Annotated in this window: 26 protein-coding genes; 3 read left to right on the forward strand and 23 right to left on the reverse strand. The window is 60.6% G+C overall.

Annotated features, from left to right (window positions below; translation table 11 throughout):
- Positions 1 to 81 precede the first annotated feature (81 nt).
- The 8 genes from ON753_RS06060 to ON753_RS06095 all read right to left on the reverse strand — a co-directional run bounded on the left by ON753_RS06060 (position 82) and on the right by ON753_RS06095 (position 7,017).
- A complete protein-coding gene (locus ON753_RS06060) occupies positions 82 to 249 on the reverse strand; it encodes a hypothetical protein (RefSeq protein ID WP_265961675.1) in 168 nt (55 codons plus the stop codon).
- Positions 236 to 805: a hypothetical protein gene (locus ON753_RS06065; RefSeq protein ID WP_265961676.1), complete on the reverse strand. Its 570-nt coding sequence runs from the start codon at positions 803 to 805 to the stop codon at positions 236 to 238. Before ON753_RS06065 ends, ON753_RS06060 begins: the two co-directional genes overlap by 14 nt.
- The gene (locus ON753_RS06070) at positions 802 to 1,185 is read right to left on the reverse strand and encodes a hypothetical protein (protein WP_265961677.1); all 384 of its coding nucleotides are present in this window, start codon (positions 1,183 to 1,185) and stop codon (positions 802 to 804) included. Before ON753_RS06070 ends, ON753_RS06065 begins: the two co-directional genes overlap by 4 nt.
- A gap of 410 nt (positions 1,186 to 1,595) precedes the next feature.
- On the reverse strand, positions 1,596 to 2,666 hold the full coding sequence (locus ON753_RS06075) for an AAA family ATPase (RefSeq protein WP_265967073.1): 1,071 nt from the start codon (positions 2,664 to 2,666) through the stop codon (positions 1,596 to 1,598).
- A gap of 52 nt (positions 2,667 to 2,718) precedes the next feature.
- Positions 2,719 to 3,666, reverse strand: coding sequence for a DUF7146 domain-containing protein (locus ON753_RS26870; protein ID WP_377047394.1), 948 nt, complete (start codon positions 3,664 to 3,666; stop codon positions 2,719 to 2,721).
- A 527-nt stretch (positions 3,667 to 4,193) separates the two neighbouring features.
- Positions 4,194 to 4,826, reverse strand: coding sequence for a hypothetical protein (locus tag ON753_RS06085; RefSeq protein ID WP_265961680.1), 633 nt, complete (start codon positions 4,824 to 4,826; stop codon positions 4,194 to 4,196).
- Entirely contained in the window at positions 4,826 to 6,115 is a 1,290-nt protein-coding gene (locus ON753_RS06090; protein ID WP_265961681.1) for a tyrosine-type recombinase/integrase, read from the reverse strand. Before ON753_RS06090 ends, ON753_RS06085 begins: the two co-directional genes overlap by 1 nt.
- A 251-nt stretch (positions 6,116 to 6,366) precedes the next feature.
- The gene (locus ON753_RS06095) at positions 6,367 to 7,017 is read right to left on the reverse strand and encodes a pyridoxamine 5'-phosphate oxidase family protein (protein WP_265961682.1); all 651 of its coding nucleotides are present in this window, start codon (positions 7,015 to 7,017) and stop codon (positions 6,367 to 6,369) included.
- 379 nt (positions 7,018 to 7,396) lie between these two features.
- On the opposite strand from ON753_RS06095, the gene trhO reads away from it, so the two are divergent.
- Positions 7,397 to 8,227 (forward strand): oxygen-dependent tRNA uridine(34) hydroxylase TrhO, encoded by an 831-nt coding sequence (trhO, locus tag ON753_RS06100; protein ID WP_265961683.1) that lies wholly within the window; start codon positions 7,397 to 7,399, stop codon positions 8,225 to 8,227.
- A gap of 309 nt (positions 8,228 to 8,536) precedes the next feature.
- Here the strand turns inward: trhO and ON753_RS06105 are convergent, their stop codons facing one another.
- Both ON753_RS06105 and ON753_RS06110 read right to left on the reverse strand, forming a co-directional pair.
- Positions 8,537 to 9,421 carry an SMP-30/gluconolactonase/LRE family protein gene (locus tag ON753_RS06105; RefSeq protein ID WP_265961684.1) on the reverse strand — a complete coding sequence of 295 codons (885 nt, stop codon included), beginning with the start codon at positions 9,419 to 9,421 and terminating at the stop codon, positions 8,537 to 8,539.
- A 135-nt stretch (positions 9,422 to 9,556) separates the two neighbouring features.
- Positions 9,557 to 10,027, reverse strand: coding sequence for an Lrp/AsnC family transcriptional regulator (locus ON753_RS06110; protein ID WP_265961685.1), 471 nt, complete (start codon positions 10,025 to 10,027; stop codon positions 9,557 to 9,559).
- A gap of 183 nt (positions 10,028 to 10,210) precedes the next feature.
- Here ON753_RS06110 and ald point away from each other — a divergent pair, with 183 nt between their 5' ends.
- The gene (gene ald, locus ON753_RS06115) at positions 10,211 to 11,350 is read left to right on the forward strand and encodes an alanine dehydrogenase (protein WP_265961686.1); all 1,140 of its coding nucleotides are present in this window, start codon (positions 10,211 to 10,213) and stop codon (positions 11,348 to 11,350) included.
- Between the two features lie 253 nt (positions 11,351 to 11,603).
- Here ald and ON753_RS06120 read toward each other — a convergent pair whose 3' ends face one another.
- The 5 genes from ON753_RS06120 to pgi form a co-directional block, all read right to left on the reverse strand.
- Entirely contained in the window at positions 11,604 to 11,864 is a 261-nt protein-coding gene (locus ON753_RS06120; protein ID WP_377047395.1) for a hypothetical protein, read from the reverse strand.
- Between the two features lie 171 nt (positions 11,865 to 12,035).
- Entirely contained in the window at positions 12,036 to 12,257 is a 222-nt protein-coding gene (locus tag ON753_RS06125; protein ID WP_265961688.1) for a hypothetical protein, read from the reverse strand.
- Between the two features lie 43 nt (positions 12,258 to 12,300).
- Positions 12,301 to 12,570, reverse strand: coding sequence for a bacteriocin (locus ON753_RS06130; protein ID WP_265961689.1), 270 nt, complete (start codon positions 12,568 to 12,570; stop codon positions 12,301 to 12,303).
- 53 nt (positions 12,571 to 12,623) lie between these two features.
- Complete coding sequence (locus ON753_RS06135; protein WP_265961690.1) at positions 12,624 to 12,893, reverse strand: glycine zipper domain-containing protein; 270 nt, start codon at positions 12,891 to 12,893, stop codon at positions 12,624 to 12,626.
- 241 nt (positions 12,894 to 13,134) lie between these two features.
- Entirely contained in the window at positions 13,135 to 14,757 is a 1,623-nt protein-coding gene (pgi, locus tag ON753_RS06140; RefSeq protein WP_265961691.1) for a glucose-6-phosphate isomerase, read from the reverse strand.
- 250 nt (positions 14,758 to 15,007) lie between these two features.
- Here pgi and ON753_RS06145 point away from each other — a divergent pair, with 250 nt between their 5' ends.
- Complete coding sequence (locus tag ON753_RS06145) at positions 15,008 to 15,613, forward strand: PilZ domain-containing protein (protein ID WP_265961692.1); 606 nt, start codon at positions 15,008 to 15,010, stop codon at positions 15,611 to 15,613.
- Between the two features lie 201 nt (positions 15,614 to 15,814).
- Here the strand turns inward: ON753_RS06145 and eda are convergent, their stop codons facing one another.
- From eda to ON753_RS06185, 8 genes are all read right to left on the reverse strand, one after another.
- Positions 15,815 to 16,453 carry a bifunctional 4-hydroxy-2-oxoglutarate aldolase/2-dehydro-3-deoxy-phosphogluconate aldolase gene (gene eda, locus ON753_RS06150; protein WP_265961693.1) on the reverse strand — a complete coding sequence of 213 codons (639 nt, stop codon included), beginning with the start codon at positions 16,451 to 16,453 and terminating at the stop codon, positions 15,815 to 15,817.
- A gap of 18 nt (positions 16,454 to 16,471) precedes the next feature.
- Entirely contained in the window at positions 16,472 to 16,741 is a 270-nt protein-coding gene (locus ON753_RS06155; protein WP_265961694.1) for a hypothetical protein, read from the reverse strand.
- Between the two features lie 11 nt (positions 16,742 to 16,752).
- Complete coding sequence (gene edd / locus ON753_RS06160; protein ID WP_265961695.1) at positions 16,753 to 18,573, reverse strand: phosphogluconate dehydratase; 1,821 nt, start codon at positions 18,571 to 18,573, stop codon at positions 16,753 to 16,755.
- Positions 18,574 to 18,722: 149 nt separating this feature from the next.
- Positions 18,723 to 20,198 carry a glucose-6-phosphate dehydrogenase gene (zwf, locus tag ON753_RS06165; protein WP_265961696.1) on the reverse strand — a complete coding sequence of 492 codons (1,476 nt, stop codon included), beginning with the start codon at positions 20,196 to 20,198 and terminating at the stop codon, positions 18,723 to 18,725.
- 103 nt (positions 20,199 to 20,301) lie between these two features.
- Positions 20,302 to 21,249: a carbohydrate kinase family protein gene (locus ON753_RS06170; protein ID WP_265961697.1), complete on the reverse strand. Its 948-nt coding sequence runs from the start codon at positions 21,247 to 21,249 to the stop codon at positions 20,302 to 20,304.
- A gap of 404 nt (positions 21,250 to 21,653) precedes the next feature.
- Entirely contained in the window at positions 21,654 to 22,451 is a 798-nt protein-coding gene (locus ON753_RS06175; RefSeq protein WP_265961698.1) for an ATP-binding cassette domain-containing protein, read from the reverse strand.
- Positions 22,427 to 23,509, reverse strand: a complete 1,083-nt coding sequence (locus ON753_RS06180) for an ABC transporter permease (RefSeq protein ID WP_265961699.1) — start codon at positions 23,507 to 23,509, stop codon at positions 22,427 to 22,429. Before ON753_RS06180 ends, ON753_RS06175 begins: the two co-directional genes overlap by 25 nt.
- Before the next feature lie 74 nt (positions 23,510 to 23,583).
- On the reverse strand, positions 23,584 to 24,600 hold the full coding sequence (locus ON753_RS06185) for a sugar ABC transporter substrate-binding protein (protein ID WP_265961700.1): 1,017 nt from the start codon (positions 24,598 to 24,600) through the stop codon (positions 23,584 to 23,586).
- Between the last annotated feature and the right edge of the window lie 22 nt (positions 24,601 to 24,622).

A 24,622-nucleotide genomic window follows, 5' to 3' on the forward strand; every position in this document is an offset into this window, starting at 1 on the left:
TAGGCGCCGGGGGCTGGATATCGTCCAGAAAGGTGACAGGCCGGCTAAGTGGTTTAGGTGCCATGCTCAATTTCACGGGCATCAGTGCCTTCCTCCGGTCGCTTCTGCTTCAAGTTCTTGCAAGCTCCGGCACACCGCGGGGACCTTTGTGATCCGATGCAAAACATCGTCCGGGAGCAGGCGCAGAATGCTTTCGATCAGGTCAAGCTCTGCCTTGTAATGGCGCTCAAGATGATCAGACTTCATCATCGGGGTGTCCTTCTTCGGATGCGGGAACGTCACCGGCAGCAGGGGACACAGGATCAGGGACCATCGCGGCAAAGCGCTCGCGGAAGCTCTGGCGATCGTCAGAGAAGCTGTCGGGGTAGAGGCGCCGCAGGAGTTCACTGTCGGCAGGCGTTTTGATGCGCAGGACCGTCTCGCCAGGCAGCGACAGGGTGACGTGAATGCCGATAAGCTCGCAGGCCTCACCGATGCCGTGAAGGAAGGCGCGGGCGGTCTGGCGCGGATCTTCGCGAGCATAGCGCTCAACAACGTCGTCGCCAAAGGCCTCAGACTGCGCGGACTCTCTTTTCTCAAGCAGGGCAGCCAGGAGCTTGGCATCGTCCGAGTCGAGGGCCATTTCCAAGACGCGGGACCGCAGTTTCGCAGTTGCACCCCGGAAGGTTTCCTTGATCTGTTGATCAAACTCCGAACCAGCGGCGCGGATTTGCGCCATGCTGAGGCTAAGCTTAGCGGCAGCGCTCTCAACGTCATGGCCGGCACGAATGAGGCTTAGGAGTTCTTTCTGTTGATCCTCGGTCATCGATCATCCCCCATGAGTTGTTCCAACCGGCGGGCATTGATCGTGCGTATTTTCCGTTCGATCCCGATATCCTGAAGGATGCGGCGCAAGCTGTTAGCGGCAGTGGTCAACGGGCCAATCTCGATTTCGTCACCATTGGCAAGCTTGACCTCTTGCGCCTCGCACCAAGTGGAGAGCGACGCAGCGCGCCGGATGAGCTGTTTCTGCGCTTCGGAGGGGTCACCGCCCAGATCAGCAGTGAATTCGCCCACAAGGTCACGGTAGCGCCGTGCAAGAGCACTGCGGCCGTCCAGCCCTTCCACGAATAGACGCGAACCGTTGGCGACAGCGCTGCGAGTGGCGGCCGGTGGTGCGGCGGTATCAGTTCGATCGACGGGCAACTTCGAGACTCCATTGCGGGACACTGTGCGGACACGCTGCCGATAGTGTGACAGAAATGCAAGTGAAATCAGTACGTTTGTCGTAAATCGTCCGCTGATAAACTATCAGTGTCATGGCTTGTCAGTATCTGTCATTGCTGCCGAGGAAGTCTTTGCCGTGTGAAAAAAGACGTGCGAAATGGCCATGAAAGCGGAATGGCTCGAGCCCACTTCCAACGCTCTTTTTCCCCTTATGGACAGGAAAGATCACGCGCGCCCGATTTCAAAAAGGGCGCACGCGTACTAGGGGGTATGGGGGGTGTGAGTGAAGGGCGTCTGAAGGCGAGTGAAGGGCGAGTGAAGGGCGTCTTAACCCCCGTCTTAAAGCCGTGTGAAGGGCGAGTGAAGGCGTCTGAAGGCGAGTGAAGCATTTACTCACGTGTCTGCACCGCAACGATCCGTCTGGTATGCCTTGAGGCGGGGCCAACGGTTTCCATTTGGATTGCCCCTTTTGCAAACAGATTTGACATTGCCTTTTTGAATTCGTTCCGCGTCACGCCCTCGGCGCGGCTATCGTCGGCAAACTTCTTTGGTGCATATGCGTGGCCTGTGCTTTCCGAGACGTTGCGTCCCTCCCGCGTGAAAGCTGCCAGGAGCGACATGAAGACCCTTTCCGCCTTTGCCTGTGCGGCGATATCGGACAGTGAGCTTTTGCCCTGAGCGGCCTTGAAAACGCCCTGGTGCCAATTGAGCCTGATTTCGGTGCCGGTCTTCGTATAGTTTGCCTTCTTCGTTGTGAGGACGCGCATTTCGGTGTCAGTTTCCTTGCCGTCACTGTCTTTGATCCGCTCCAGATAAAGACGGCTGCGTACCGAGTTATTCCAGGCCGTGGAACCGCTCAGGCCGGAACCTGAAGACATGCCGGTAAGCGATGGATGCGCCAGGAGCAGAATGGTAACGCCATGATCCAGGCAAAGCCCCCGCAGGAGGCTGATAAATTGCCGTGCTTGCGCCCGCTGGTTTTCCTCGCCGCCGAACAGATCGGACAATGTGTCCAGAACCACGAAGGCAGGCTTGAAGTCGGAAACACGTTCTTCCAGCCTCGAGAACAGGGGGGTTTGTTCCAGGACGTTGGTTTTTCGAGCCGGTACGGCAAGCAAAGCGTCCCTTCCTGCCAGGGGTACGATGTCGAGATCATGAAGGCTTTCCAGATCGATCGCCGCGTCCGCGCAAATATCGACAAGGCGCCTGTGCAGTTCTTCAATGTCGTCTTCTGCCCCGAGGTAAATTACCCTTCCTTGTTCGGGCTTCCGGCCGGCCCAATATCCATCTGAGCAAGTCGCAACGGCAAGCTGAAGCGCAAGCAGGCTCTTACCGGTGCCGCCATCGCCGTTGAGCAACGTGACAGTGTTGCCCGGAATCAGGTCTTCGACGTGCCATGACCGCGGCTTGACGGCCTCATGTGCCAGGCTGGCGGCATTGACGACAGGCAGCGTCACCATGGCAGGTTGAATCGCCTGAGCGCCCGGTCCGGTGTCCGTGAATTGGATAAAATCAGGCACTGGCGCGCCTCCCTTGCTGCAATTCAGTGTTGAGGTCGTCGGCACCGGCCTTCGGATGGATGAGATGCACGCGCTTATGGTTTGTTCGCCAGCGTTTGCCGCACATGCGGGCATTGTCTGCGCTTGCCTTGCCTGCCTCGCAGAAGATCGCCAGCCGCTCCACGCCATCGAGGACAGGGAATTTTCCGATATTCCCGACAGAGCCAAGTACCCACACCGGCAACTGAATGCCGAGCGGGCGCCCGGACATGCCTGTTTCGATGCCCTCGGCGATAGCAAGGTGCGGGCCTACCGGATCCAGTTTGACCGCTGCCCGGCACACAACGCCGAACATCTTTCGGCCGATCTTGCGGCCATCCGGTCGCAGCGCAATCCGATGGATGCCCGTGACCTGATCGTTAAAGACGTTCCGGAAAGCCGCGATGAGAGCGGGGACAAAGATAGTCCGCCCTGCGGTTTCGTCGCGCCAGGGGCAGCGTGGATGGAACCGGAAGACATGTCCGGCCTGTCGATCGCTGATTTCAAGACAGCGGCTCCGTAAGTAGGTTTCCGCTAGGGTCCGGCGCGGGTCCATACCCTGATTCCAGATTTCTTGCGCTCTTGCGATCCGCTCGCGCTCGTAATCCGTAAGCTCACGCCTTTGGCTTTCCGCGTCCGTGTGAATGCGGTCCCAGGTCTTGACGTAGCCTTTTGGAATCGTTCGGTTCTGTTCGTCGCCCGGTTCCCAGTCAGGCAGACCGAGGCGTGCCCGAACATAATCCCGGCATTCCCTGAAATCGTCGCCGGCATGGCTATAGGTGACAAAACCATCCGGCAGCGGTCCTTCAAACCGAACCGAAAGGGAACGGTCTTTCGCGCTATGTCCAGGGCCGGGACACAGAACCGTGCTCGGTCCTGCGATTTCGCCGCCCAGGAGCTGCGCCGCATATTGGATGTTCATTGCGCCGCCCCCCCATATGAGAAAGCATGTTCCGCAATGAGGCGCGCCATGGGGCCGGTCAAATGTGCCCACCGGCCGCGGAGGTGCGCGATTTGCATTTCATGGGCGGCAGGGCTATTATCTGAACAGTTCGCAGCCAATCGAACAGAATTCAGAGAGGCCGCCGGAATCGCCAGTTCCGGCGGTTTCGTTTTGTGGGCCATGTCTGATCAAGCAGCCCCCCTGCGCGGGTTGGGGCGCGTTTCGCGTGAAGCGATCCACTGTCGGACGGCTTCGACGCGATACAGCTTCCTGCCACCCAGCATCAGACTAGGCAGGCCATTCGGCTGGTTCTCATACCGAATTATTGTGCGTTCAGAGCACCTGAGTTCCTGGGCAAGTGAAGCCCGGTCGATGAAGCCGTGAAGGATTCCCGTGTCAGAATGGACAGTCGTCATTTGCATCATTCCTTTCCACCAATGCGCGGTGTGTTGGCGATGCACGACAAGTAGCGACATGCGCGGCCGGTGTCGGCCAGCACAACTGGACTAAAGTTCGCCAGTTTTGAGGGTCTTCCTCCGGTCTACTTGCTGACGTATTCGGGAGTGCTCTATTTTTGTGCGCTCGAGCGAGGAATAGGGTAGTTCGTCGGGTATTATATCTCCAGGCAGAGCATCGCGAAGGATGTTCAATGCGTCGATAAGCCTGCCCTTTGCGTCCTTAATGCTGGCAGTGCCGCCGCATTCTGCCGCGATCCCTTCCAGCCATCGGGCAAGCTGCAGGAGCGTTTGATATTCCATGGGCCGGCCATCTTTGCCGGGATCAATATTAATGTCTTCCAGTGCATCCAACGCGCTGAAAAGATCATTCGGTGATATCGTTTGTCCCAACCATTCGATCTCAAGAATTCCATTTACCGCTTTACTTCTATTCGATAGCAAGGTTGACAATTTGCGAGCGGTTGCAACAATTCGTTCTAACTCTTTGCGATCTTTTTTGGTTGTCGGAGGGTAGCGCTCCAGGCGCTCGCGAAGTTGCAGGCATGCTCTGACAGCCTGGCCAATGCGAAAAATGGCGCGATCTTGGTTCTCCGAAGGAATATCCAACGCGGCCGTGACTTCCCGCAGGATTTCGGGATCAAGCGCGTCAACAAAATCATCTATGTTGATATGCTCCCCCATCAGGATTTGCCCTTTAAGTGATGCACTTCGGCGCCTTCACCATTTTGGGTGAAAACTGCGCCTACGCGTTCGGTTGCCTGACGCAAGGGATCATCCATCAAGTGGCTATACCGGGCGGTGGTTTGCGGTTGAGTGTGTCCGAGCAGCGCTCCAATGATCGGCAACGATAGGCCAGCCGAAGCCAACATGCTTGCATAGGTGTGACGCAGATCATGCAGCCGCGCGTTTGGGGTGACGACGACTCTTTCCCTGCCCTTGGCGTCGGTGATTGTCTCTGTGTCCACAAGGCCGGCAGTCAGACACAACTCGCGCCAGTCTTTCTTCAGTTCCTGCCGATGGCCTTTGCCTCCGCGCCCTGGAAAGACATACTCGGACATGGGTTTGTCGCTTGCCTCGGCCGCGTAGTGCAATTCTGAGAGCATCTGACGGGCAGGGGCGGACAAGGGGACACGATGGACCGTCTTTTGTTTGGTGGTCGCTCCGGGTTTCGTCCAAACGCCATTGGTCAAATCAAATTGGTTCCATTTTGCGGCTTGGACTTCGCCACGGCGTGCGCCGGTCAAAAGCAGCATGCGAATGATGTCAGCGGCTTGTTTGTCATCGTGCTCCGCAAGTGCCTTCACAAGGTTCGTGAGTTCCTCTTGCGACAGGTAGCGGTCCCTTTTTTCTTCCTGGTTACGCTCGACGCCCAGGCACGGATTGTCCGCTCGCCACTGCCACCGGATGGCTAGATTGAACATCTTCGACAAGAGCGCCAAGACCCGGTTCGCAACATAAGGATGTCCGCGTTTTGTGATTGCGCGGTGCAGCCCGTCGATATCGGAGAAGGTCACCTCGTTGACCTTCAGGTGTTTCAATCTGGGCTCGATCTTTGCCGCCTTCTCGCCGTCCTGCTTGATATAGCGGGCGATCATGGCCCGATCATCTTCCGCGGATGACGCGCGTTTCTTGGGAAGGTGCTCTTCGGCATAGCGGTCGCAGAGATCAGCAACGGTCTTGGCGTTCCGATCCGCTTCGACCTCGGTCATTGGATCTTCGCCGCGGTCGATCCGCCTCTTGAGTTCCTTTGCTTCGTCGCGAGCAGCCGATGTTTGCCAGTCCGGAAAAGACCCAATCGTGATGCGTCGCTCGCGCCCGCTGCGAGTCCGATAGTTCAGAACAAAGGAACGGGTGCCGGCCGCTGTCACACGGCAGCCGAAGCCCTTGACCTCGCTGTCATACGTTATCTTGTTGCCCTTCTCGGGGGAGGGGAGGGCCTTGATGATCGCATCTTTGAGCTTGATAGTCATGTCCGCCGTGTCCGTACTGTGTCCGTCACTTAAACGACAAGTGATGTCACTAATATGGCGACACATGTCCTGATTTGTCAATTCAAGATACAGGAAAAACAATAGCTTATTTGCGGACACAGGCGAAAACGATACAATTTCAAATGCTTGAAAGAGTGCGAAAGAACTGACTCTTAATCAGCGGGTCTGGGGTTCGAGCCCCCACTCACCCACCAATTTCTTTCATTTGACGGCTTTCCCTTGGCTACGCTCTAGTAAAGCGTTCTCCGATAGTCTTCTTCCAACTCTTCGTCCAACCTTCGCATCTCATCCCTGTCGCTCGGTGCGCCGGTCGTTTCATCCAGGATGATGTTTACGAGTGAAGGCATCTCGGTGCGATCTTGAAAATGATCCGGGCTCCACAAGCGGGACCGTCTGAATGCCTTGGCGCAATGCATGAAGACTTCGCTTACGGTCACGACAATGGCGAGTTTCGGGACACGGTTATTGATGCTCATGCTCTTCAAGAGGTGAGGATCGTTCGTCAAAGCTGCTCGCCCGTTCACGCGCAACGTATCGTCGAAACCCGGAATGACGAACAGCAGTCTGACGTTCGGGTTGGCAATGATGTTGGTCAGTGTATCGAGGCGATTGTTGCCCGGTCGATCCGGTATCGCCAGTGTGCGCTCGTCAAGAACTTTAACGAATCCCGCCGGGTCGCCGCGAGGGCTGACGTCAGCCTTTCCCTCGAGGCCCTGAGTTCCAATACACACGAATGGCGAGCGCCTGATGAACTCTTGCGCGTGCTCGCCAATGGTGCTCTGACACTTGAGTATGGCGAGGGAATGGGTCGCGTCGAACAACCCTCGCAGGGTCTGCTCGTTTGCGATGGCATAATCCGGATTGAGGTTAAACTCCGTCATGATCCCACACCTTGTCAGTTGTCTTTCATCAGCTTCGCCAACCGAAAGGTCTGGATATGCTGATTCCTCGCGGCTTGCCTTTCCGGCGCCTTGAAATTTCTTTGCTCTTGTGAGGTACGTACCTCATCATAATCACTTACCTCAGATTGGAACCGTAATCAAGCAGACGGCAGTCGGCTAACGCTTGATCAGCGGGTCTGAAGTTCGAGACTCCACCTACTTATCCTGTTCGATTGCCAGACCTGGCTGCGTCACAGGCGATGCCGTCCACGTCCGAGAAACTGCGGACTTTGCAGATCGGGGCCGGAAGCTGTATAGAGGGCGCCGGTCGGGCCGGAAGCGGCCTGATCGCGATTTTTCAAGAAAAAGAACAAGGCCTATGGACGACTTTCTCGTTGCCGCCCTCTACAGGTTCGCAGCCCTTGATGACTTTGAGGCGATGCGTGATCCGCTTAAAGCCTATTGCGAAGCCCGTGACGTGCGCGGCAGCCTGCTGCTGGCGTCGGAAGGCGTCAACGGCACGATCTGCGGGCCGGAGGCGGGCGTGCGCGAGGTTCTCGATCATTTGCGCGCCGATCCGCGCCTCAAGGATCTCTCTCACAAGGAAGCCTGGAGCCACCGGCACGTGTTCAAGCGCATGAAGGTGCGGTTGAAGCAGGAGATCGTCCGTCTTGCCGTCGACGGCATCGATCCGAACGAGATCGTCGGCGAATATGTCAGGCCGGAAGACTGGAACGCGCTGATTTCCGATCCGGACGTGATCGTCATCGACACGCGCAACGACTATGAATACGCCTTCGGCACGTTCGAACGTGCCCTCAATCCGGAGACCCAGTCCTTCCGCGAGTTTCCGGCATGGGTGGAAGGCCAGGACGAGCTGACGAAGAAGCCGAAGGTCGCCATGTTCTGCACCGGCGGCATTCGCTGCGAAAAGGCAACCGCCTGGATGCTGAAGAACGGCTTTGATGAAGTCTACCACCTGGAAGGCGGCATCCTGAACTACCTGGAAAAGGTGCCGGAGGACAAAAGCCTCTGGAAGGGCGAGTGTTTCGTCTTCGATGACCGGGTTTCGGTCGACCACCAGCTGCAGCCGCGCTGGGGCGAGTGGGTGCCGGAAGCAGCCAGGCACATCATCAATGAAGACACGGACTATGACAAAGGCCCGAGAGTGGACGAAACGTCCGGCGACAAGCAGGACCTGGCTTCCTAGCGGAAGCGGCCGTTCCCTCTGCCGGCCTGACGGCCGATTTCGGCCCCGTCATTCCGGACAAGTGCAGCGCAAGCTGCGTGCAGATCCGGAAACCAGAAATCAGCATGAGCGCAGCGAATTCTCTAACTGTATTGAAGAATGGACGCGCCTGATGGCGCGAAATATGTCTGGATTCCGGATCTGCGCGCGGCTCTGCCGCACTTGTCCAGAATGACGTGGAGGGAGCAGGTCTGCTCGCCCTTCCTGAGCCGACGACCTGTATGCCTCCCCAATTCTCCGGGATGATCGTTTGCGCGCAGCCAGCCGCCCCTATTTCGTCCTGAACCGGTAAGTCTTCACGCCCCTCTGACCATGTCCTTCCACCAGAAACAGGCCGCCCGACAGCGTGTCCGGTTCGATTGCGGTCGGGTCCGCGGGCTGTTTGATGCTGGTGACGATCAGGTGGTCGAGGTCGGGTCCGCAGAAGCAGGGCATGGTCGGCTTGTCGACCGGCAGCTTGATCGCATGCAGCAGGTTGCCGTCCGGGGCAAAGCAGTTGAGCACCCCGGCCGAGACGCCCGCGCTCCAGTAATTGCCGTCGGTATCCACCGCCGCGCCGTCGGGGCGGCCGGACTTGTTGGTCTGCTGGGCGTAGAGCATCTTGGAGCCGAGCGCGCCGTTTGCCGGGTCGAAGGCGTAGCACTCGATCCAGCCGGGCGAACTGTCCGCGTGGTACATGTAGGTGCCGTCCGGGGTCCAGGCGAGGCCGTTGGAGCACTGCAGGCCATCGCGGATTTCGGCAACTTCACCCTGGGCATCGATCCGGTAAAGGCCGCCGATCGGCTCTCGCGGGGAACTTGTGTCCATGGTGCCGACCCAGAAGGCGCCGTCCGGACCGACCTTGCCGTCGTTCAGCCGGGTGCGCGGTTCGTCCGCCTGAACCTCGGCGATGACCTCGCTTGCCCCGCTTTCAGGATCGAACAGCAGGATTTTGTCCCAGACCGCGACGACCAAGCGGTCATCCTCAGTCAGGCCGAAGGAACCGACCTCGTTGTCGAAATGCCATGTGGTGATTTGCCGGCTGTCCCAGTCCATGGACTGGATCGTGCGGCCCTGAATATCGGCCCAGAGCAGGCGGTTTTTCCTGTCGTCCCATGTCGGGCATTCGGCGAGTTGGTAAGTCGTATCGAGAAAACGGGTAATCGTGTGGGACACCGGAGCGGGTTCCTTGAAGATCCAGGCATTTGAATGGATGCGGACTATATCGTCCTGAAAACGCTCCGTCGAGACTGCAATCCAACCTTGGCCGTTTCCCTGGCGTGCGGCGCGGACCGGGCGGCGGCGCGAAGATCAATGTTCTCCGTCCAGGGGAATCGCCGTGCGCTTGACGATCGGCCGGATGGCAAACGAGGATTTCATCCGCAGGACGCCCGGCAGTTGCGCAAGGTGGTCCCGGTGGATGCGTTCGAAGTCGACCGGGTCGGCCGCCGTCAGGCGCAGGATGTAGTCGGCATCGCCCGCCATCAGGAAACATTCCATGATCTCCCCGGACCGGGCGACGGCCCGTTCGAAATTCTCCAGCGTTTCCTTGGACTGCCCGGTGAGGGAGATTTCCACGAAGATATCCATGTGCCGGCCGAGTTTCTTCTGATTGAGAAGCGCGACATATTTCTCGATGATGCCCGCTTCCTCCAGGGCTCGCATGCGCCGGAGGCAGGCGGAAGGCGACAGGCCAACCTTTTCGGCAAGATCCGCATTGGCTATGCGCCCGTCGCTTTGCAGGACGTCCAGGATTTTCCGGTCGAGACGGTCTAGCTTCATTTTGTTGCACCGCACAGATTGCTGCATTTAACAGGGTAGCGGGCACTAAATTTGAATATTTCCGGTTTGGACGCAAGGAAATTGCGTCAAAGGCGATTTCCATGGGGTGGAACGCAAGCACATTCGACGCGTTCAGGCGTACACTTGAAGGTAATCGATAATACTTCCAGAGGAGTTTTGGTTATGCGCATCGGTGTGCCGAAGGAAATCAAGAATCACGAATACCGGGTCGGCCTGACGCCGGACAGCGTTCACGAAATCATTGCCCACGGCCATGAGGTGGTTGTGGAAACCACTGCCGGGGCCGGCATCGGTGCAAGCGACGCGAATTATGAAGCTGCGGGCGCAAAGATACTGCCGACCGCCAGGGACATCTTCGACGCCGCCCGGATGATCGTGAAGGTGAAGGAACCCCAGGCCGTTGAACGCGCCATGCTGCGTCCGGACCACATTCTCTTCACCTACCTGCACCTTGCCCCGGATGCCGAGCAGACCGCCGACCTGGTGAAATCCGGCGCGACCTGCATCGCCTACGAGACGGTGACCGATGCACGCGGCGGCCTGCCGCTGCTGGTGCCGATGTCCCAGGTCGCCGGCCGTCTGTCCGTCATTGCCGGCGCAAAGGCGCTGGAAAAGGCGCAGGGCGGGTCGGGCACGCTTGTCGGCGGCGTTCCGGGTGTCGAGCCGGCGAAAGTCGTCGTGATCGGCGGCGGTGTCGTCGGCTCCCATGCCATCACCATGGCGCTCGGCCTTGGCGCGGACGTTTCCGTTCTCGACCGCAGCACGGCCGTTCTGGGCAACCTGTCCCAGACATTCGGCCCGGCCCTGAAGACCATTTATTCCACCAAGGCGGCTCTGGAGAAGCATGTTCTGGAAGCAGACATTGTGATCGGGGCGGTGCTGGTCGCCGGTGCGGCGGCGCCGAAACTCGTCTCAAGGGATCTGGTCAGCCGGATGAAGCCGGGCTCGGTGCTGGTGGATGTGGCGATCGACCAGGGCGGCTGTTTCGAGACCTCCAAGGCGACCACGCATTCCGACCCGACCTATATTGTCGATGAAGTGGTTCACTACTGCGTCGCCAACATGCCGGGGGCGGTGCCGAAGACCTCCACCTACGCGCTGAACAACGCGACGCTGCCGTTCGTCCTCGCTCTGGCCGACAAGGGCGCCAGCAAGGCCCTTCTGGATGACCCGTACTTCCTGCCGGGCCTCAATGTCATCGACGGGCAGGTGACCTGCCAGGCCGTCGCCGGCGCTCTGGGCTATGATTATGTCGATCCGGCAACGGCCCTGACGCGGGCCAAGGCCAGCCGGGCGGCCTGAGCCAACCGAAACGACGAATGGGGCCGGTTCGCTGAACCGGCCCTTTTGCTGTGACAAACCTTGTTCCCGTCCAAGTCTGCGTGCACCGGGGCTGGAGAGCCAAGCGCTTGTATCTCAGCCGACAGGCTTCGGGCTCTCCGGTCCCGGACCTCCGCGTCGCTGCGTCCGGGACGACGATTGAGGGGGATGGGCTTCTTCGACAAGCTGAGGGCCGGTTCGGGGGACCAGCCCATTTCTCTTGCAATGTTGCTCGTCAGGGGCAGCGAACCCTATAGGGCGTTCCGTCGAGATCGCGCGCGATACAGCTGCGCGGCGAGGTGACCACACCGATCAGGCCGCCGCCGACAGCCCCGAGGGCTGCCCCGGCAAGGGTGGCGTTGACGGTCGAGCCGGCAACGGCGCCGATGGTTGCACCGGTCGCCGCTCCGAGGCCGGCGCCGATCAGCATCCTGTCGCGCTGGCTTTCCGTATTGGTGCAGCCTGCCAGGAGCATGGCAAGGACAGCAGCAGTCACGATGGATCTCATCCGGAGCCCCCTGGCGAGAAAAATGTCCCGCCAAGGGTGGGGTTTTATGGTTAACAGTTCCTTACCGCGGCCGGCTTATCCAAACCCGATGCTGAAGGGGCCAAGTGAACGCTTCCGAAGAGGAAGTGTTTGCCGGTCGCGGCGGTTCTGTACTCGCTGTCAGCGCCTCGGTGTGGTCGCCGCGCCGATAGCCGCACCGCCAACCGCGCCGATTGCGGCGCCGGCCAGAACCGGGGCGGCTCCGGCCCCGGCTGCTGCGCCGACGATAGCACCCGTTGCGGCACCGAGGCCGCCGCCGATCAGTGCCCGGTCCGTCTGTCTGCTTGAGCTGCACCCAGCCAGCAGGGTGGCCGCGACAGCGACCACAAGTATGTTTTTCATTCTGTACAGCCCTTAAAGCCTGAAGTGTTCAGATCCGCCTCAATCAGGGGCAGGCGACCCGGTACGGGTTGCCGTAGGCGTCGTAGGCCACGCAGTTTTTCGGTGTCGTCGCGGCGCCGATGATGGCACCGCCGGCCGCGCCGATCGCAGCGCCGGCAAGGGCAGGGCCCGCGCCGCCACCTGCGGCAGCGCCGACGATGGCGCCGGTTGCAGCGCCAAGACCGCCGCCGACAAGGGCCCGGTCCGTTTGGCTGCTGGACTGGCAACCTGCCAGAAGGGCCGCAGTTGCAGCGATCACGAGTAGTCTTTTCATTTTTGTTTTCCTAACCGGTCAGAGCGCCGAAATAAAATGCGTGTCACATTCCGTTACGGGCAGGCGACGCGGTACGGGTTGCCGTATCTGTCATAGGCCACGCAGTTCTTCGGTGTGGTTGCACTGCCGACGATCGCACCACCGGCACCGCCAATGGCGGCCCCTACAAGAGCACCGCCGACATCGCCAGTTGCGGCTGCGCCGACTGCCGCGCCGGTCGCGGCACCCAATCCGCCGCCAACGAGCGCGCGGTCGGTCTGGCTGTCAGACTGACATCCCGCCAGCGCGAGGCCGACGGCTGCGAGCAGAAGAAACTTCTTCATAAAACTAACTCCCTTCCGGCCGTATAAAACGGCGCATTCATATCGAATAATCTTCCTGTCGAAAGCTAAGCTGCTTTGCGCGTCCGGGCAATATTTGATTGCAGCGGTTCACCAGCGGCGAAAAGAATTTCGACCAGAGTTCTTCAACAATGTGAAGCAGATAGTCCAGGTAGGGCGAAAATATGGCGGAGGCTGTCCGTCAGCCCCGGGCTTCCGCTGTTTTACGGATAATATTCTGCTTTCAACCTTTTAGCGCCGCCAGAAGGCCCTGGGTGGAGGCGTCCTTGCCGCTTGCCGGGGCTTCGCCCTTGACCATGGGAAGCAGCGCCGTTGCCAGTTCCTTGCCGAGTTCGACGCCCCACTGGTCGAAGGAGTTGATGCCCCAGACGACCCCTTCGACAAACACGCGGTGTTCATAGAGGGCGATCAGGCGGCCGAGCGCGAAAGGGGTGAGTTTGTCATGGACAAGCGTAAGCGAGGGACGGTCGCCGGGGAACACCTTGTGGGGCGCAAGACGCCGCACGTCTTCATCCGCCATGCCGGACGCTTCCAGCATGGAGGTCGCTTCCTTAAGTGTCCGGCCCAGCATCAGGGCTTCCGATTGCGCCAGACAGTTGGCGATGAGAAGGTCGTGGTGGTGTTTCAGGTCGTCTTCGTGGCCGTTCGCGGCGATCAGGAATTCGCAAGGGATCACCGTCGTGCCCTGGTGCAGCAGCTGGTAGAAGGCGTGCTGGCCGTTGGTGCCCGCCTCGCCCCAGACAAGGGGGCCGGTTTCCCGGCCGACGGGGCTGCCGTCCAGCTTCACCCGCTTGCCGTTGGATTCCATGTCGAGCTGCTGCAGATAGGCGGGCAACCGGGCGAGGCGCTGGTCATAGGGCAGCACGGCGCGGGACGAAAGCCCGAGGACGTCCCGGTTCCAGACGCCGATCAGGGCCATCAGAACCGGCAGGTTCTGTCCCAGCGGCGCTTCCTTGAAATGGTTGTCCAGCGCGTGGGCGCCTTCCAGGAAATCGGCAAAGGCATCCGGGCCGATGGCAATCATCAGCGGCAGACCGATGGCGGACCAGACCGAGTAACGCCCGCCGACCCAGTCCCAGAAGCCGAAGACGCGGCTTTCGTCGATGCCGAACTCCGCGACCTTGTCGAGGGCAGTGGAAACGGCGGCGAAGTGGTCGCCCACGGCGTCTTCACCCAGAGTGCCGGCGATCCATTTGCGCGCGGTCCGCGCGTTGGTCATCGTCTCGATGGTGGTGAAGGTCTTGGAGGCGACGATGATCAGCGTGGTCTCCGGGTCCAGCTTCTCCAGCGTGTCGGCGACATGGGCGCCATCGACGTTGGAGACATAATGGAGTTCCGGGCCGTCATGGTAAGGGGCAAGCGCCAGCGTGGTCATGACCGGGCCGAGGTCGGAGCCGCCGATGCCGATATTGACGACATCGGTGAACGGCGCTCCGGAGGACGACCTGAGATCTCCGGAACGCACGGCCTCGGCGAAATCGGCGGTGGCAGCCAGCACGTCGCGTATGTCCGGCATCACGTCGCTGCCGTCCACGACAACCGGGTCGTCCGACCGGTTGCGAAGGGCGGTGTGCAGCACGGCTCGCTGTTCCGTCACATTGATCTTCTCGCCGGCAAACATTGCCGCGCGCCTGCCTTCGACGTCAGCGGCTTTGGCAAGCTGCACCAGCAAGTCCATCGCCTTTACATCGATCTTCGACTTGGAATAGTCGAGTAGAAGATCGTCGGTACGGGCCGAGAATTTTTCGAACCGTTCAGGGTCGGCGGCGAACAGGTCCCGCAGCGTGGTGTTTTTCAACTGTTCGGCATGCTGGTCGAGTGCGCCGAATGCTGCGTCGAGAGCCATGAGACATTCCCCTAAATCGATTGAATTCACCTGGAACCACGTCTTTCCGGGCGCCGCCACCAGATAGCACAGCAATTTTGGCAGGGGGAGGACAAAATAGGAAAAAAAGTCCATGCCGGCGAAATGTGGAAAGTGGCCTTCGTCAAGTGATTTCTGAAGTAATTTGTAAGTATTAGTACAGACTGAATATCCAGGAGCGGCGATGAAAACATTAAACTGTTTGCAACTCTCCGCAACGTAAGGTCGCTCCATGAGCGAAGAGGCCGAAATGCACGAACGGGATCATCTCCGGGACAGGTCCGAGGCGAAAGAATGCCTCGTGGTTGATTTTGACACGCTGTCAGTTATCGGTGCAGCGGTCTCGAACGTCAGTGAATGGGGCTGCTGTCTTACATCGGCGGACATCAAAGAACTTCATCTGAATATCGGTATCCGGACCGGCAATGCGGGCAAGCTGATCAAGGCGCAGGTGACCTCGAAAAAAGGCGACGAGGCCACGGTCGTGTTTGCCAAGTCCGATAAGACCCTTGTCTTCAACAAGCGAAATGAAAGACGACGGGATGTCAGCATCCCGGTCAAGCTTGCCGATCCGGAAGGCCTGACCGAGATCACCGGCACAATCATCGATGCCGGCTACAAGGGCTGCCGGGTTTCGGCCAAGGGTTTGACGGCGCTTCCCGACGACGTGGTGCTGACGATCAAGACGTTCGACAGGCCGGTTCTTGCCGAATTTGCCTGGAGGACCGACACCACGGCCGGGTTGCGGCTCCTGTGGGACCGGTCGCTCGGCGAACAAGATGACGAGGCTCTGGCCGATGCAGCGTTCGAGGCTGCCGAGCGGGCAGAGGGCGCCTGACGACAGGCAGTGCTTCTATAAGCTGCCTGAATTTGCACGCATGACTTCGCCCCGTGGAGCCGCGCAAGCGGCACCTCAAGGGATTGGCCGCTTGCCGGAGCATGCAGCTTCACTTTCGAGATGGACCTGAAGGCCCTGCTCAGAATGAGGATGTGTTTGCAGAAAACCGGTTGGAAGCTGCATTCAACCCAATCAGCCCAATCAGCCCTTGAGTTGCACTGCCGCCCTCGCGCGCTCCTCGATGCCGGTCCAGTCCTCGGCGGCAATTGCCTTCGCATCGGCGATCCAGGAGCCGCCGACGCACAGAACGTTCGGCAGTTTCAAGTAGTCCGGTGCCTTTTCCAGGCTGACACCGCCGGTCGGGCAGAATTTGGCGGCCGCGAGCGGCGAGGAGAGGGACTTCAGGTAGGCTGCGCCCCCGGCCTGTTCGGCGGGAAAGAACTTGAGCCTCTCGTAGCCGCGTTCCAGAAGATACATGACCTCAGAGGCCGTCGCGGCACCTGGCAGAAGCGGAACGGAGTGCTGGTCGGCGGCGTCGAGCAGGGCCTCGGTTGCGCCGGGAGATACGATGAACCTGGCACCGGCAGACACCGCGGCGTCATATTGCCTGGCATCCAGCACCGTGCCCGCACCGACGATTGCACCTTCCACATGCTCGTTGACGGCATTGATCGCCTCAAGGGCATGAGGCGTGCGCAACGTGATCTCGATGGCAGGCAGGCCGCCGCGCACCAGCGCCTCGGCCATCGGCACGGCCTTTTTCGGATCATCGACGACCAGAACCGGGATCACCGGTGCGGCGCACATTACTTTTTCAATTCTTGCGATATCCTGGGACATTTCTTTCTCTCTTCGAGACTAACTAAAACGTTGGCCGCACAAATAAAATTGAATGCCTAGAGGCATAAACGGCGTGACCAATGCCAACCCTTGAAGCAATCGTAGCTTAGTGGTGATCTTGAGACGAACCAGACCGGTGAGCGAAAGAAAAGTCTCATAAAAGGTCAGCCGGTAGTCTCTCCGTATCACGATGAAAAGAACCGCAATCCAGAATAAGGCAATGCCGAAGAAGAAGGGCAATGCCTCATTAATGCAGTTGTAAACTTCATCTAGGCCGGGGTTTTCCATTCCTGTCTGCACTATGTTCCAAAAACATGCGCGCCGGTATCCGGCGTGCCGACATTGGCGCGGAAAGCGGCAAAGAGATCGCGGCCGACGCCGGCCTGGTGGCCGCTGAGGTCCGCTTCGGCCGCGGGGCGGGCGTTGAACTCCGCTTCGTCGACGAGAACGGACAGTTCGCCGGTGACCGCATCGATGCGGATCATGTCGCCGTCGCGGATCCTGGCGATCGGGCCGCCCGCAGCCGCCTCCGGCGTGACGTGAATGGCCGCGGGCACCTTGCCGGAGGCGCCCGACATGCGCCCGTCGGTGATCAGGGCAACCTTGTGGCCGCGGTCCTGAAGGATGCCGAGGCTCGGCGTCAGCTTGTGAAGCTCCGGCATGCCGCAGGCCTTCGGTCCCTGGAACCGCACCACGGCGGCGACGTCACCGGTCAGTTCCTTGTTCTTGAAAGCCGTCAGGAATTCTTCCTGCGAATGGAAGACCCGGGCCGGGGCTTCGATGACGTGGCGCTCCCTGGCGACGGCGGAAATCTTGATGACCGCCTTGCCGAAATTGCCGCGCAGCATCTTGAGGCCGCCGGTCGGCTGGAATGGCTTGGAGAGCGGGGCGACGACCGTCTCGTCTCCGGACACGGCCGGGACTTCCTCGCGGTGGACATTGCCTTCGGCATCGAGCCTGGCCTCGACCGTGTAGCCGGAAAGATCGGTGCCGTAGACGGTCTTGACGTCCTGGTGCAGATAGCCGCCGGAGAGCAGTTCCCGGATGAGGAAGGCCAGGCCGCCCGCGGCCTGGAAATGGTTCACGTCTGCCTTGCCGTTCGGGTAGACGCGCGCAAGCAGCGGCACCACGTCCGAGAGCTCGGAAATGTCGTCCCAGGTCAGCTTGATCCCGGCGGTCGCCGCGATCGCGACAAGGTGCATCGTATGATTGGTGGAGCCGCCCGTGGCATGCAGGCCGACGACGCCGTTGACGATGGCCTTTTCGTCGATGACCTCGCCCACCGGCGTGAACTCGTTGCCGAGGGCGGAAATGGCGAGGGCGCGTTTGGCGGCTTCCTTGGTCAGGGCCTCGCGCAGCGGCGTGCCCGGATTGACGAAGGAGGCGCCCGGCATGTGCAGGCCCATGATTTCCATCAGCATCTGGTTGGAATTGGCCGTGCCGTAGAAGGTGCATGTGCCCGGCGAGTGGTAGGCTTTCGACTCGCTTTCCAGCAGCGCGTCGCGGCCGACCTTGCCCTCCGCATAGAGCTGGCGGATCTTGGACTTTTCGTCATTGGATATGCCGGTGGGCATCGGGCCGGCGGGAATGAACACCGCCGGCAGATGGCCGAAGGACAGGGCGGCGATGGCGAGGCCCGGCACGATCTTGTCGCAAATGCCCAGGAACACCGCCGCGTCGAACATCTGGTGCGAAAGACCGACCGCGGCCGCCATGGCAATCACATCGCGGGAAAACAGCGACAGTTCCATCCCGTCCTGACCCTGGGTCACGCCGTCGCACATGGCCGGCACGCCGCCAGCCACCTGCGCCACCGCGCCGACCTCATGCGCTGCATCGCGAATGAGCGCCGGATAGGTCTCGTACGGCTGATGCGCCGACAGCATGTCGTTGTACGAGGTGATGATGCCGAGGTTCGGCACCACGTCGCCGGCCAGGGCCTGCTTGTCTGAGACCCCGCAGGCTGCGAACCCGTGGGCAAGGTTGCCGCAGGAAAGCCGGGACCGCTGCGGGCCTTGCTCCGCGGCCTTGCCAATCCTTTCCAGATATACGGAGCGGCTGTCATGGCTGCGTTTGACAATCCGTTCGGTGACGTCGCCAATGCGGTCCTGGATGGTCATAGCTTCAAGTCCTTTGCTAACCGGTGGCCGGCTGGCCGTGTTCAGTCAGGCAAATAGGGCGCACCTTTGCCTCTTTGCAGTTCTTCAAACGATCTGGCTGACGGCTCTCACAGGGCGGCGCCCCGTGAGCTGTGATCTGCTGCCCGCGATCAGGTGCCGTCGTCCTCCGCCCAGGTGCGTCCGTCCCGTTCCACCAGCGCGATGGAGGCGGAAGGGCCCCAGGTTCCGGCGGTGTAGCCCTTTGGTGTTTCTTTCGAGGCAACCCACGCGGCCTGGATCGGATCGATCCACGCCCAGGCGGCGTCCACTTCGTCGCGGCGCATGAACAGGGTCTGGTTGCCGCGGATAACATCCATGATCAGCCGCTCATAGGCATCCGGATTACGCACCTTGAAGGCATCGGCAAAGCTCATGTCCAGCGGCACCTGGCGCAGGCGCATGCCGCCCGGGCCCGGGTCCTTGATCATCACCTGCATCTGCACGCCTTCGTCCGGTTGCAGGCGGATGATCAGGCGGTTCGCGGTGATCACGCCGGCTTCCGCATCGAAGATGGAATGCGGGATCGGGCGGAACTGAACCACGATTTCCGAAACACGCTGCGCCAGGCGCTTGCCGGTACGCAGGTAGAAGGGAACCCCCGCCCAACGCCAGTTGGCGATTTCCGCCTTCACGGCGACAAAGGTCTCCGTCCTGCTGTCCTCGTTGCCAAGTTCTTCCAGGTATCCCGGCACGGCACCGCCCGACGAAGCGCCTGCCCGATACTGACCGCGGACGGTCAGCTTGTCGGCAGTCTGCTCGTCGATCGGCGCAAGTGCCTTGAGCACCTTCAGTTTCTCATCGCGAACGCTGTCGGCGTTCATGGACTCCGGCGGCTCCATGGCCACAAGGCAGAGCAACTGCAGGATATGGTTCTGGACCATGTCGCGCAGGGCGCCGGCCGTATCGTAATAGCCGGCGCGGCCGCCCACGCCGAGGGATTCGGCCACGGTGATCTGAACGTGATCGATATGGGCCGCGTTCCAGAGCGGCTCGAACAGCGCATTGGCAAAGCGCAGCGCCATCAGGTTCTGGACGGTTTCCTTGCCCAGATAATGGTCGATACGGAAGATCTGGTGTTCGTTGAAGACGGCACCCACGGTGTCGTTGAGCGCCCTGGCCGATGCGCCGTCCTTGCCGATCGGCTTTTCCATCACGACGCGCGAATGGTCGTTGACGACGCCGATCTTGCCGAGGTTCTCGCTAATCGTGCCGAACAGGTCAGGGCCGACGGCCAGGTAGAAGGCGCGGATGACGTCCGGACGCTCGTCCAGGACCGTCTTCAGACCTTCAAAACCTTCGCCGGACTTGACGTCGATCTTGACGTAGCTGATGCGTTTCAGAAACTGCGCAAGGTGCTCGTCGTCCAGATCCGTAACATGTTCCTCGAGCGCTGCCTTGGCATATTTGCGATAGTCGTCGCCGGTATAGTCGCTGCGGGCGCTGCAGATGATACGCGCGTTTGGCGGCATCTGGCCGTCGGCATCCCGGTGATAAAGAGCCGGGAGCAGCTTGCGGTGCGCAAGGTCACCGGACGCCCCGAAGACGATCAGATCGAATTCTTCCACTTCAATGACGCGTACCGCCATAAACAACCATCCCTTCCAAACAGCAGTCTGTTCAACGGATCACCGGCACCACGACCGGTTTTGTACCGGGGTTTTAAATCGATTTAATTTGATTGTCAGCCCCTCATTTCAAGGCGTGCCATTCTTTTTCCAGTTCGCTCCTGCGGGGCAGATCGGCTCCGCGGCGCGAGCAGGTGATGGCGGCAGCCTTGACCGCGAACTCAAGAAGACGATTCAGGCGCGCCTCGTCAAGGTTGCCCAGCCCGCTCTTGCCTGTAGCACCCAGTTCCTTGAGGCCGGCCAGAAGCGCTGCCTGGAACGTGTCGCCGGCGCCGACCGTGTCTTCGACTTGCACCTTGACGCCCGGGCGGCTCACCTCGGCCTTTGCCGTAAAGGCGGTCGCGCCGTCGCGGCCCCGGGTCACAATGACAAGTCCCGCGCCCCGGGCGAGCCAGCTGCGGGCGATGTCCTCGGCCGGTTCTCCCGGCATGATCAGGGCCAGGTCCTCGTCGCTGACCTTGATGACATCGGTCAGCGGGACAAGCGCTTCCGTGTTGCTGCGCCAGAGCCCCATGTCCGGTTCAACCGTGGGCCGGATGTTGGGATCGAACGAAATCAGCGTGTGGTCTCTTTCGCGCCGGATCAGCCCCTTCAAGGCGGTGGCCACGGGCTCGACCAGTGCGGTATAGGAACCGACATGCAGAACCTGCGGCGGCTTGGCGAAGATCGGAAGGTCGTCGACGGTTATCATCCGGTCGGCGGCTTCGGTGCCATAGAAGGTGTAGGCGGGATGGCCGTGCTCGTCCTTCTGCACCACGCTCAGCGTCGTCAGGTAATCCGTCCTCAGGACGAAATCCTGCGAAACGCCTTCGGCTCGGAACTTCTGCACCAGCTTTTCGCCAAAAGCATCGTTTGAAATGCCGCCGAAAAAGGCTGCCTCTTCGCCGAGGCGCGCAAGGCCCATGGCGACATTGTAGGGCGAGCCGCCGATACGGGCGTCGAAGGAAAGATTGTCACCGGACGAGGCGTCCCCGAAGAGATCAAACAGCGCTTCACCGCAAATCAGAAACATCGATTGTCCAAACAGTTGGTCGGTTTCTCACAAGAACCGGCCCGGCAGGGCCGGACCAGAAAATAGGGTCTTCTGCCCCAAAATCGAGGCTGCATCCAGGCAGCGCCCGGATCAACCTGCATTCAGATCGATACACCTGAATTCAGGGAAGTTGACCTGGAAGGGCATCCTTTCGCCTGTCAGCAGGCGGGTTGCTCCAAGCGCAAGCTGCTATCTGGCCGTCCACTGGCACATCCTCATCCAGAGGAGGACCGTCAGGTCCGTCTCGAAGGATGTGCGGCATCCTTCGAGCAAGCGGCCCATCCTTCGAGACGCCGCTTGCGCGGCTCCTCGGAAGGGGGCGAAGGGTGCACAATTTCGCAGCTCTGGCTGCTTCCACCGGACACCCTGTCGCAGCGTCGCAACTAGGCTGCAATGCCTTCCGGCGGGTCCATCGCGCCCGTCATGATCGCGACCGCATCGGACATCGAGAAGTCCGAGGGCTTGATCACACAGGCGCGCTGGCCCAGCCTGTGAATGTGGATGCGGTCGGCAACCTCGAACACATGCGGCATGTTGTGGCTGATCAGGACGATCGGCATGCCGCGGGACCTGACTTCCTTGATCAGCTCCAGCACCCGCCGGCTTTCCTTGACGCCAAGGGCCGCGGTCGGCTCGTCCATGATCACCACCTTGGAGCCGAATGCGGCCGCCCTGGCAACGGCAACCCCCTGGCGCTGGCCGCCTGACAGGGTCTCCACCGCCTGGTTGATGTTCTGGATGGTAAGAAGCCCGAGCTCGTTGAGCTTGTCGCGGGCGACTTCCTCCATCTTCTTGCGGTCGAGCTGCCGCAGCCACTTGCCGCGGAAGCCGGGTTTGCGCAACTCGCGGCCCATGAACATGTTGTCCGTGATCGACAGGGCCGGGGACATGGCGAGGGTCTGGTACACCGTCTCGATCCCCGCCCCACGGGCATCGATCGGTGAGGTGAACTGCACCGGTTTTCCGTCCAGCAGGATCTCCCCCTCATCGGGAATAACCGCTCCGCTGAGGGCCTTGATGAGGGTGGATTTGCCCGCCCCGTTGTCGCCGATCACCGCCAGGATTTCACCCGGAAACAGCTCGAGATCGGCACGGTCCATGGCCACGACGCGGCCGTAGCGCTTGACCAGTTTGCGCGCGCGCAGAACAGGTTCCATCAGACTGACACCTTTCTGATCCATTGATCGACTGCGACTGCTGCGATGATCAGCAATCCGATGAGCAGGTAGGTCCACTGGGCGTCGGCCCCCAGAAGGCGCAGGCCGAGCGTGAATACACCGACGATCAGCGCTCCGAACAAGGTTCCCAGCACGGAGCCCCGGCCGCCGAAGAGCGAGATGCCGCCGATCACCACGGCGGTGATGGATTCGATGTTGGCGAGCTGGCCTGTCGTCGGCGATACGGAGCCGATGCGGCCGATCATTGCCCAGCCGGCAAAGGCGCAGATGAGGCCGGACAGCATGTAGACGGAGATCAGCACCTTCTTGACCTGCACGCCGGAGAGTTTCGCGGCTTCCGGATCGTCGCCCACGGCATAGACATGACGTCCCCAGGCGGTCTGGCGCAGGGCGTAGGCAAGGACCAGCACCAGGACCACCATGAAGATGACGCCATAGGTGAAGATCGCACCGCCGACGTTTACCTTGCTGCCGAAGAACTGCAGCAGGGGCGCGTGTTCGGCGATGTCCTGCGAGCGGATGGTCTCGTTGGCCGAGTAGAGGAAGTTGGTCGCCAGCACGATCTGCCACATGCCGAGCGTGACGATGAAGGGCGGGAGCTTCACGAAAGCGACCAGGAAGCCATTGAGATAGCCGCACAGCGTACCGCAGATAAGGCCGGCGCCGATGGCAAGCTCGGCAGGCAATCCGTAGCGGAACGTGAACTGGCCCATGACGACCGAGGACAGCACCATGATGGCGCCGACCGACAGGTCGATGCCGGCGGTCAGAATGACGACGCTCTGGGCGGCGGCGACGATGCCGACGATCTGCACCTGTTGAAGAATGAGCGTCAGTGCGAAGGGCGAGAAGAATTTCGTCCCGAGCAGCAAGCCGAATACAATGACGGATAGAACCAGAACAATCAGCGGTACCAGGGATGGCGTCTGGTGCAGCGTGTGCTGGATTTTTTGGCCCCATCCGTGACGGTGGTCATCGAATGCGGCGACGGCCTGTGGCCCGGACGTTAATGCGGATTCGTAGTCCGCCGGTCCATTTGCCGTTTTCGTATCTGAGGTCATGCCCGAAACCCTCTGAATGATTGTTCAAAAAAAGGGGCAAGGTCCGCCCATGCCCCTTTTGTTGTTCGTGCCGCTTAGCCCCAGCAGAGGTCCGTGCCTTCTGCGGTGTCGATGGACTCCACGCCGTCGACCGGCTTGTCGGTGACGAGCGCTACGCCGGTGTCGAAGAAGTCCTTGCCCGGGGTCGGTTCAGGCTTTTCGCCGGTGTCGGCCCAGGCCTTGATGGCTTCGATGCCCTTGGAGGCCATCAGCAGCGGATACTGCTGGGAGGTTGCGCCGATAACGCCGTCCTTGACATTCTGCACGCCCGGGCAGCCGCCGTCGACGGAAACGATCAGCACGTCATTCTCACGGCCGATGCCCTTCAGCGCCTCATAGGCACCAGCGGCTGCCGGCTCGTTGATGGTGTAGACGACGTTGATCATCGGGTCCTGGGCCAGAAGGTTTTCCATGGCACGGCGGCCACCTTCCTCATTGCCCTGGGTCACGTCGTGACCGACGACGCGCGGATCGGTTTCGTCACCCCACTTGTTCGGATCGCCGAGTTCGATGCCGAAGCCCTGCAGGAAGCCCTGGTCGCGCAGCACGCCGACGGTCGGCTGGCTGATGGCAAGGTCGAGCATGGCGATCTTGGCGTCGGCAGCCTGGTCGCCAAGGGTGGCGGCCGCCCACTGGCCGATCAACTCACCGGCCTTGAAGTTGTCGGTGGCGAAGGTGGCGTCGGCAGCGTCTACCGGGCTCAGCGGAGTGTCGAGCGCGATCACCAGAATCCCCTTGTCACGGGCCTGCTTGACGGCCGGGACGATCGAAGACGTGTCGGAGGCGGTGAGAAGGATGCCCTTTGCGCCATCGGCGATGCAGGTTTCGATAGCGGCAACCTGGGTTTCATGGTCACCGTCGACCTTGCCCGCGAAGGACTTCAGTTCGATGCCCAGCTCTTCAGCCTTGGCAGTCGCACCTTCCTTCATCTTCACGAAGAACGGGTTGGTGTCCGTTTTGGTGATAAGGCATGCGGACATGTCTGCCGCAACTGCGGGGGTGGCCGCCATTGCTGCAAGTACGGAACCGGTGGCAAGTAGTTTGCGGATCATTTGCGTTTTCCTCCCTGGCCTG

Source organism: Roseibium salinum, assembly GCF_026240905.1.
Lineage (GTDB): Bacteria > Pseudomonadota > Alphaproteobacteria > Rhizobiales > Stappiaceae > Roseibium > Roseibium salinum.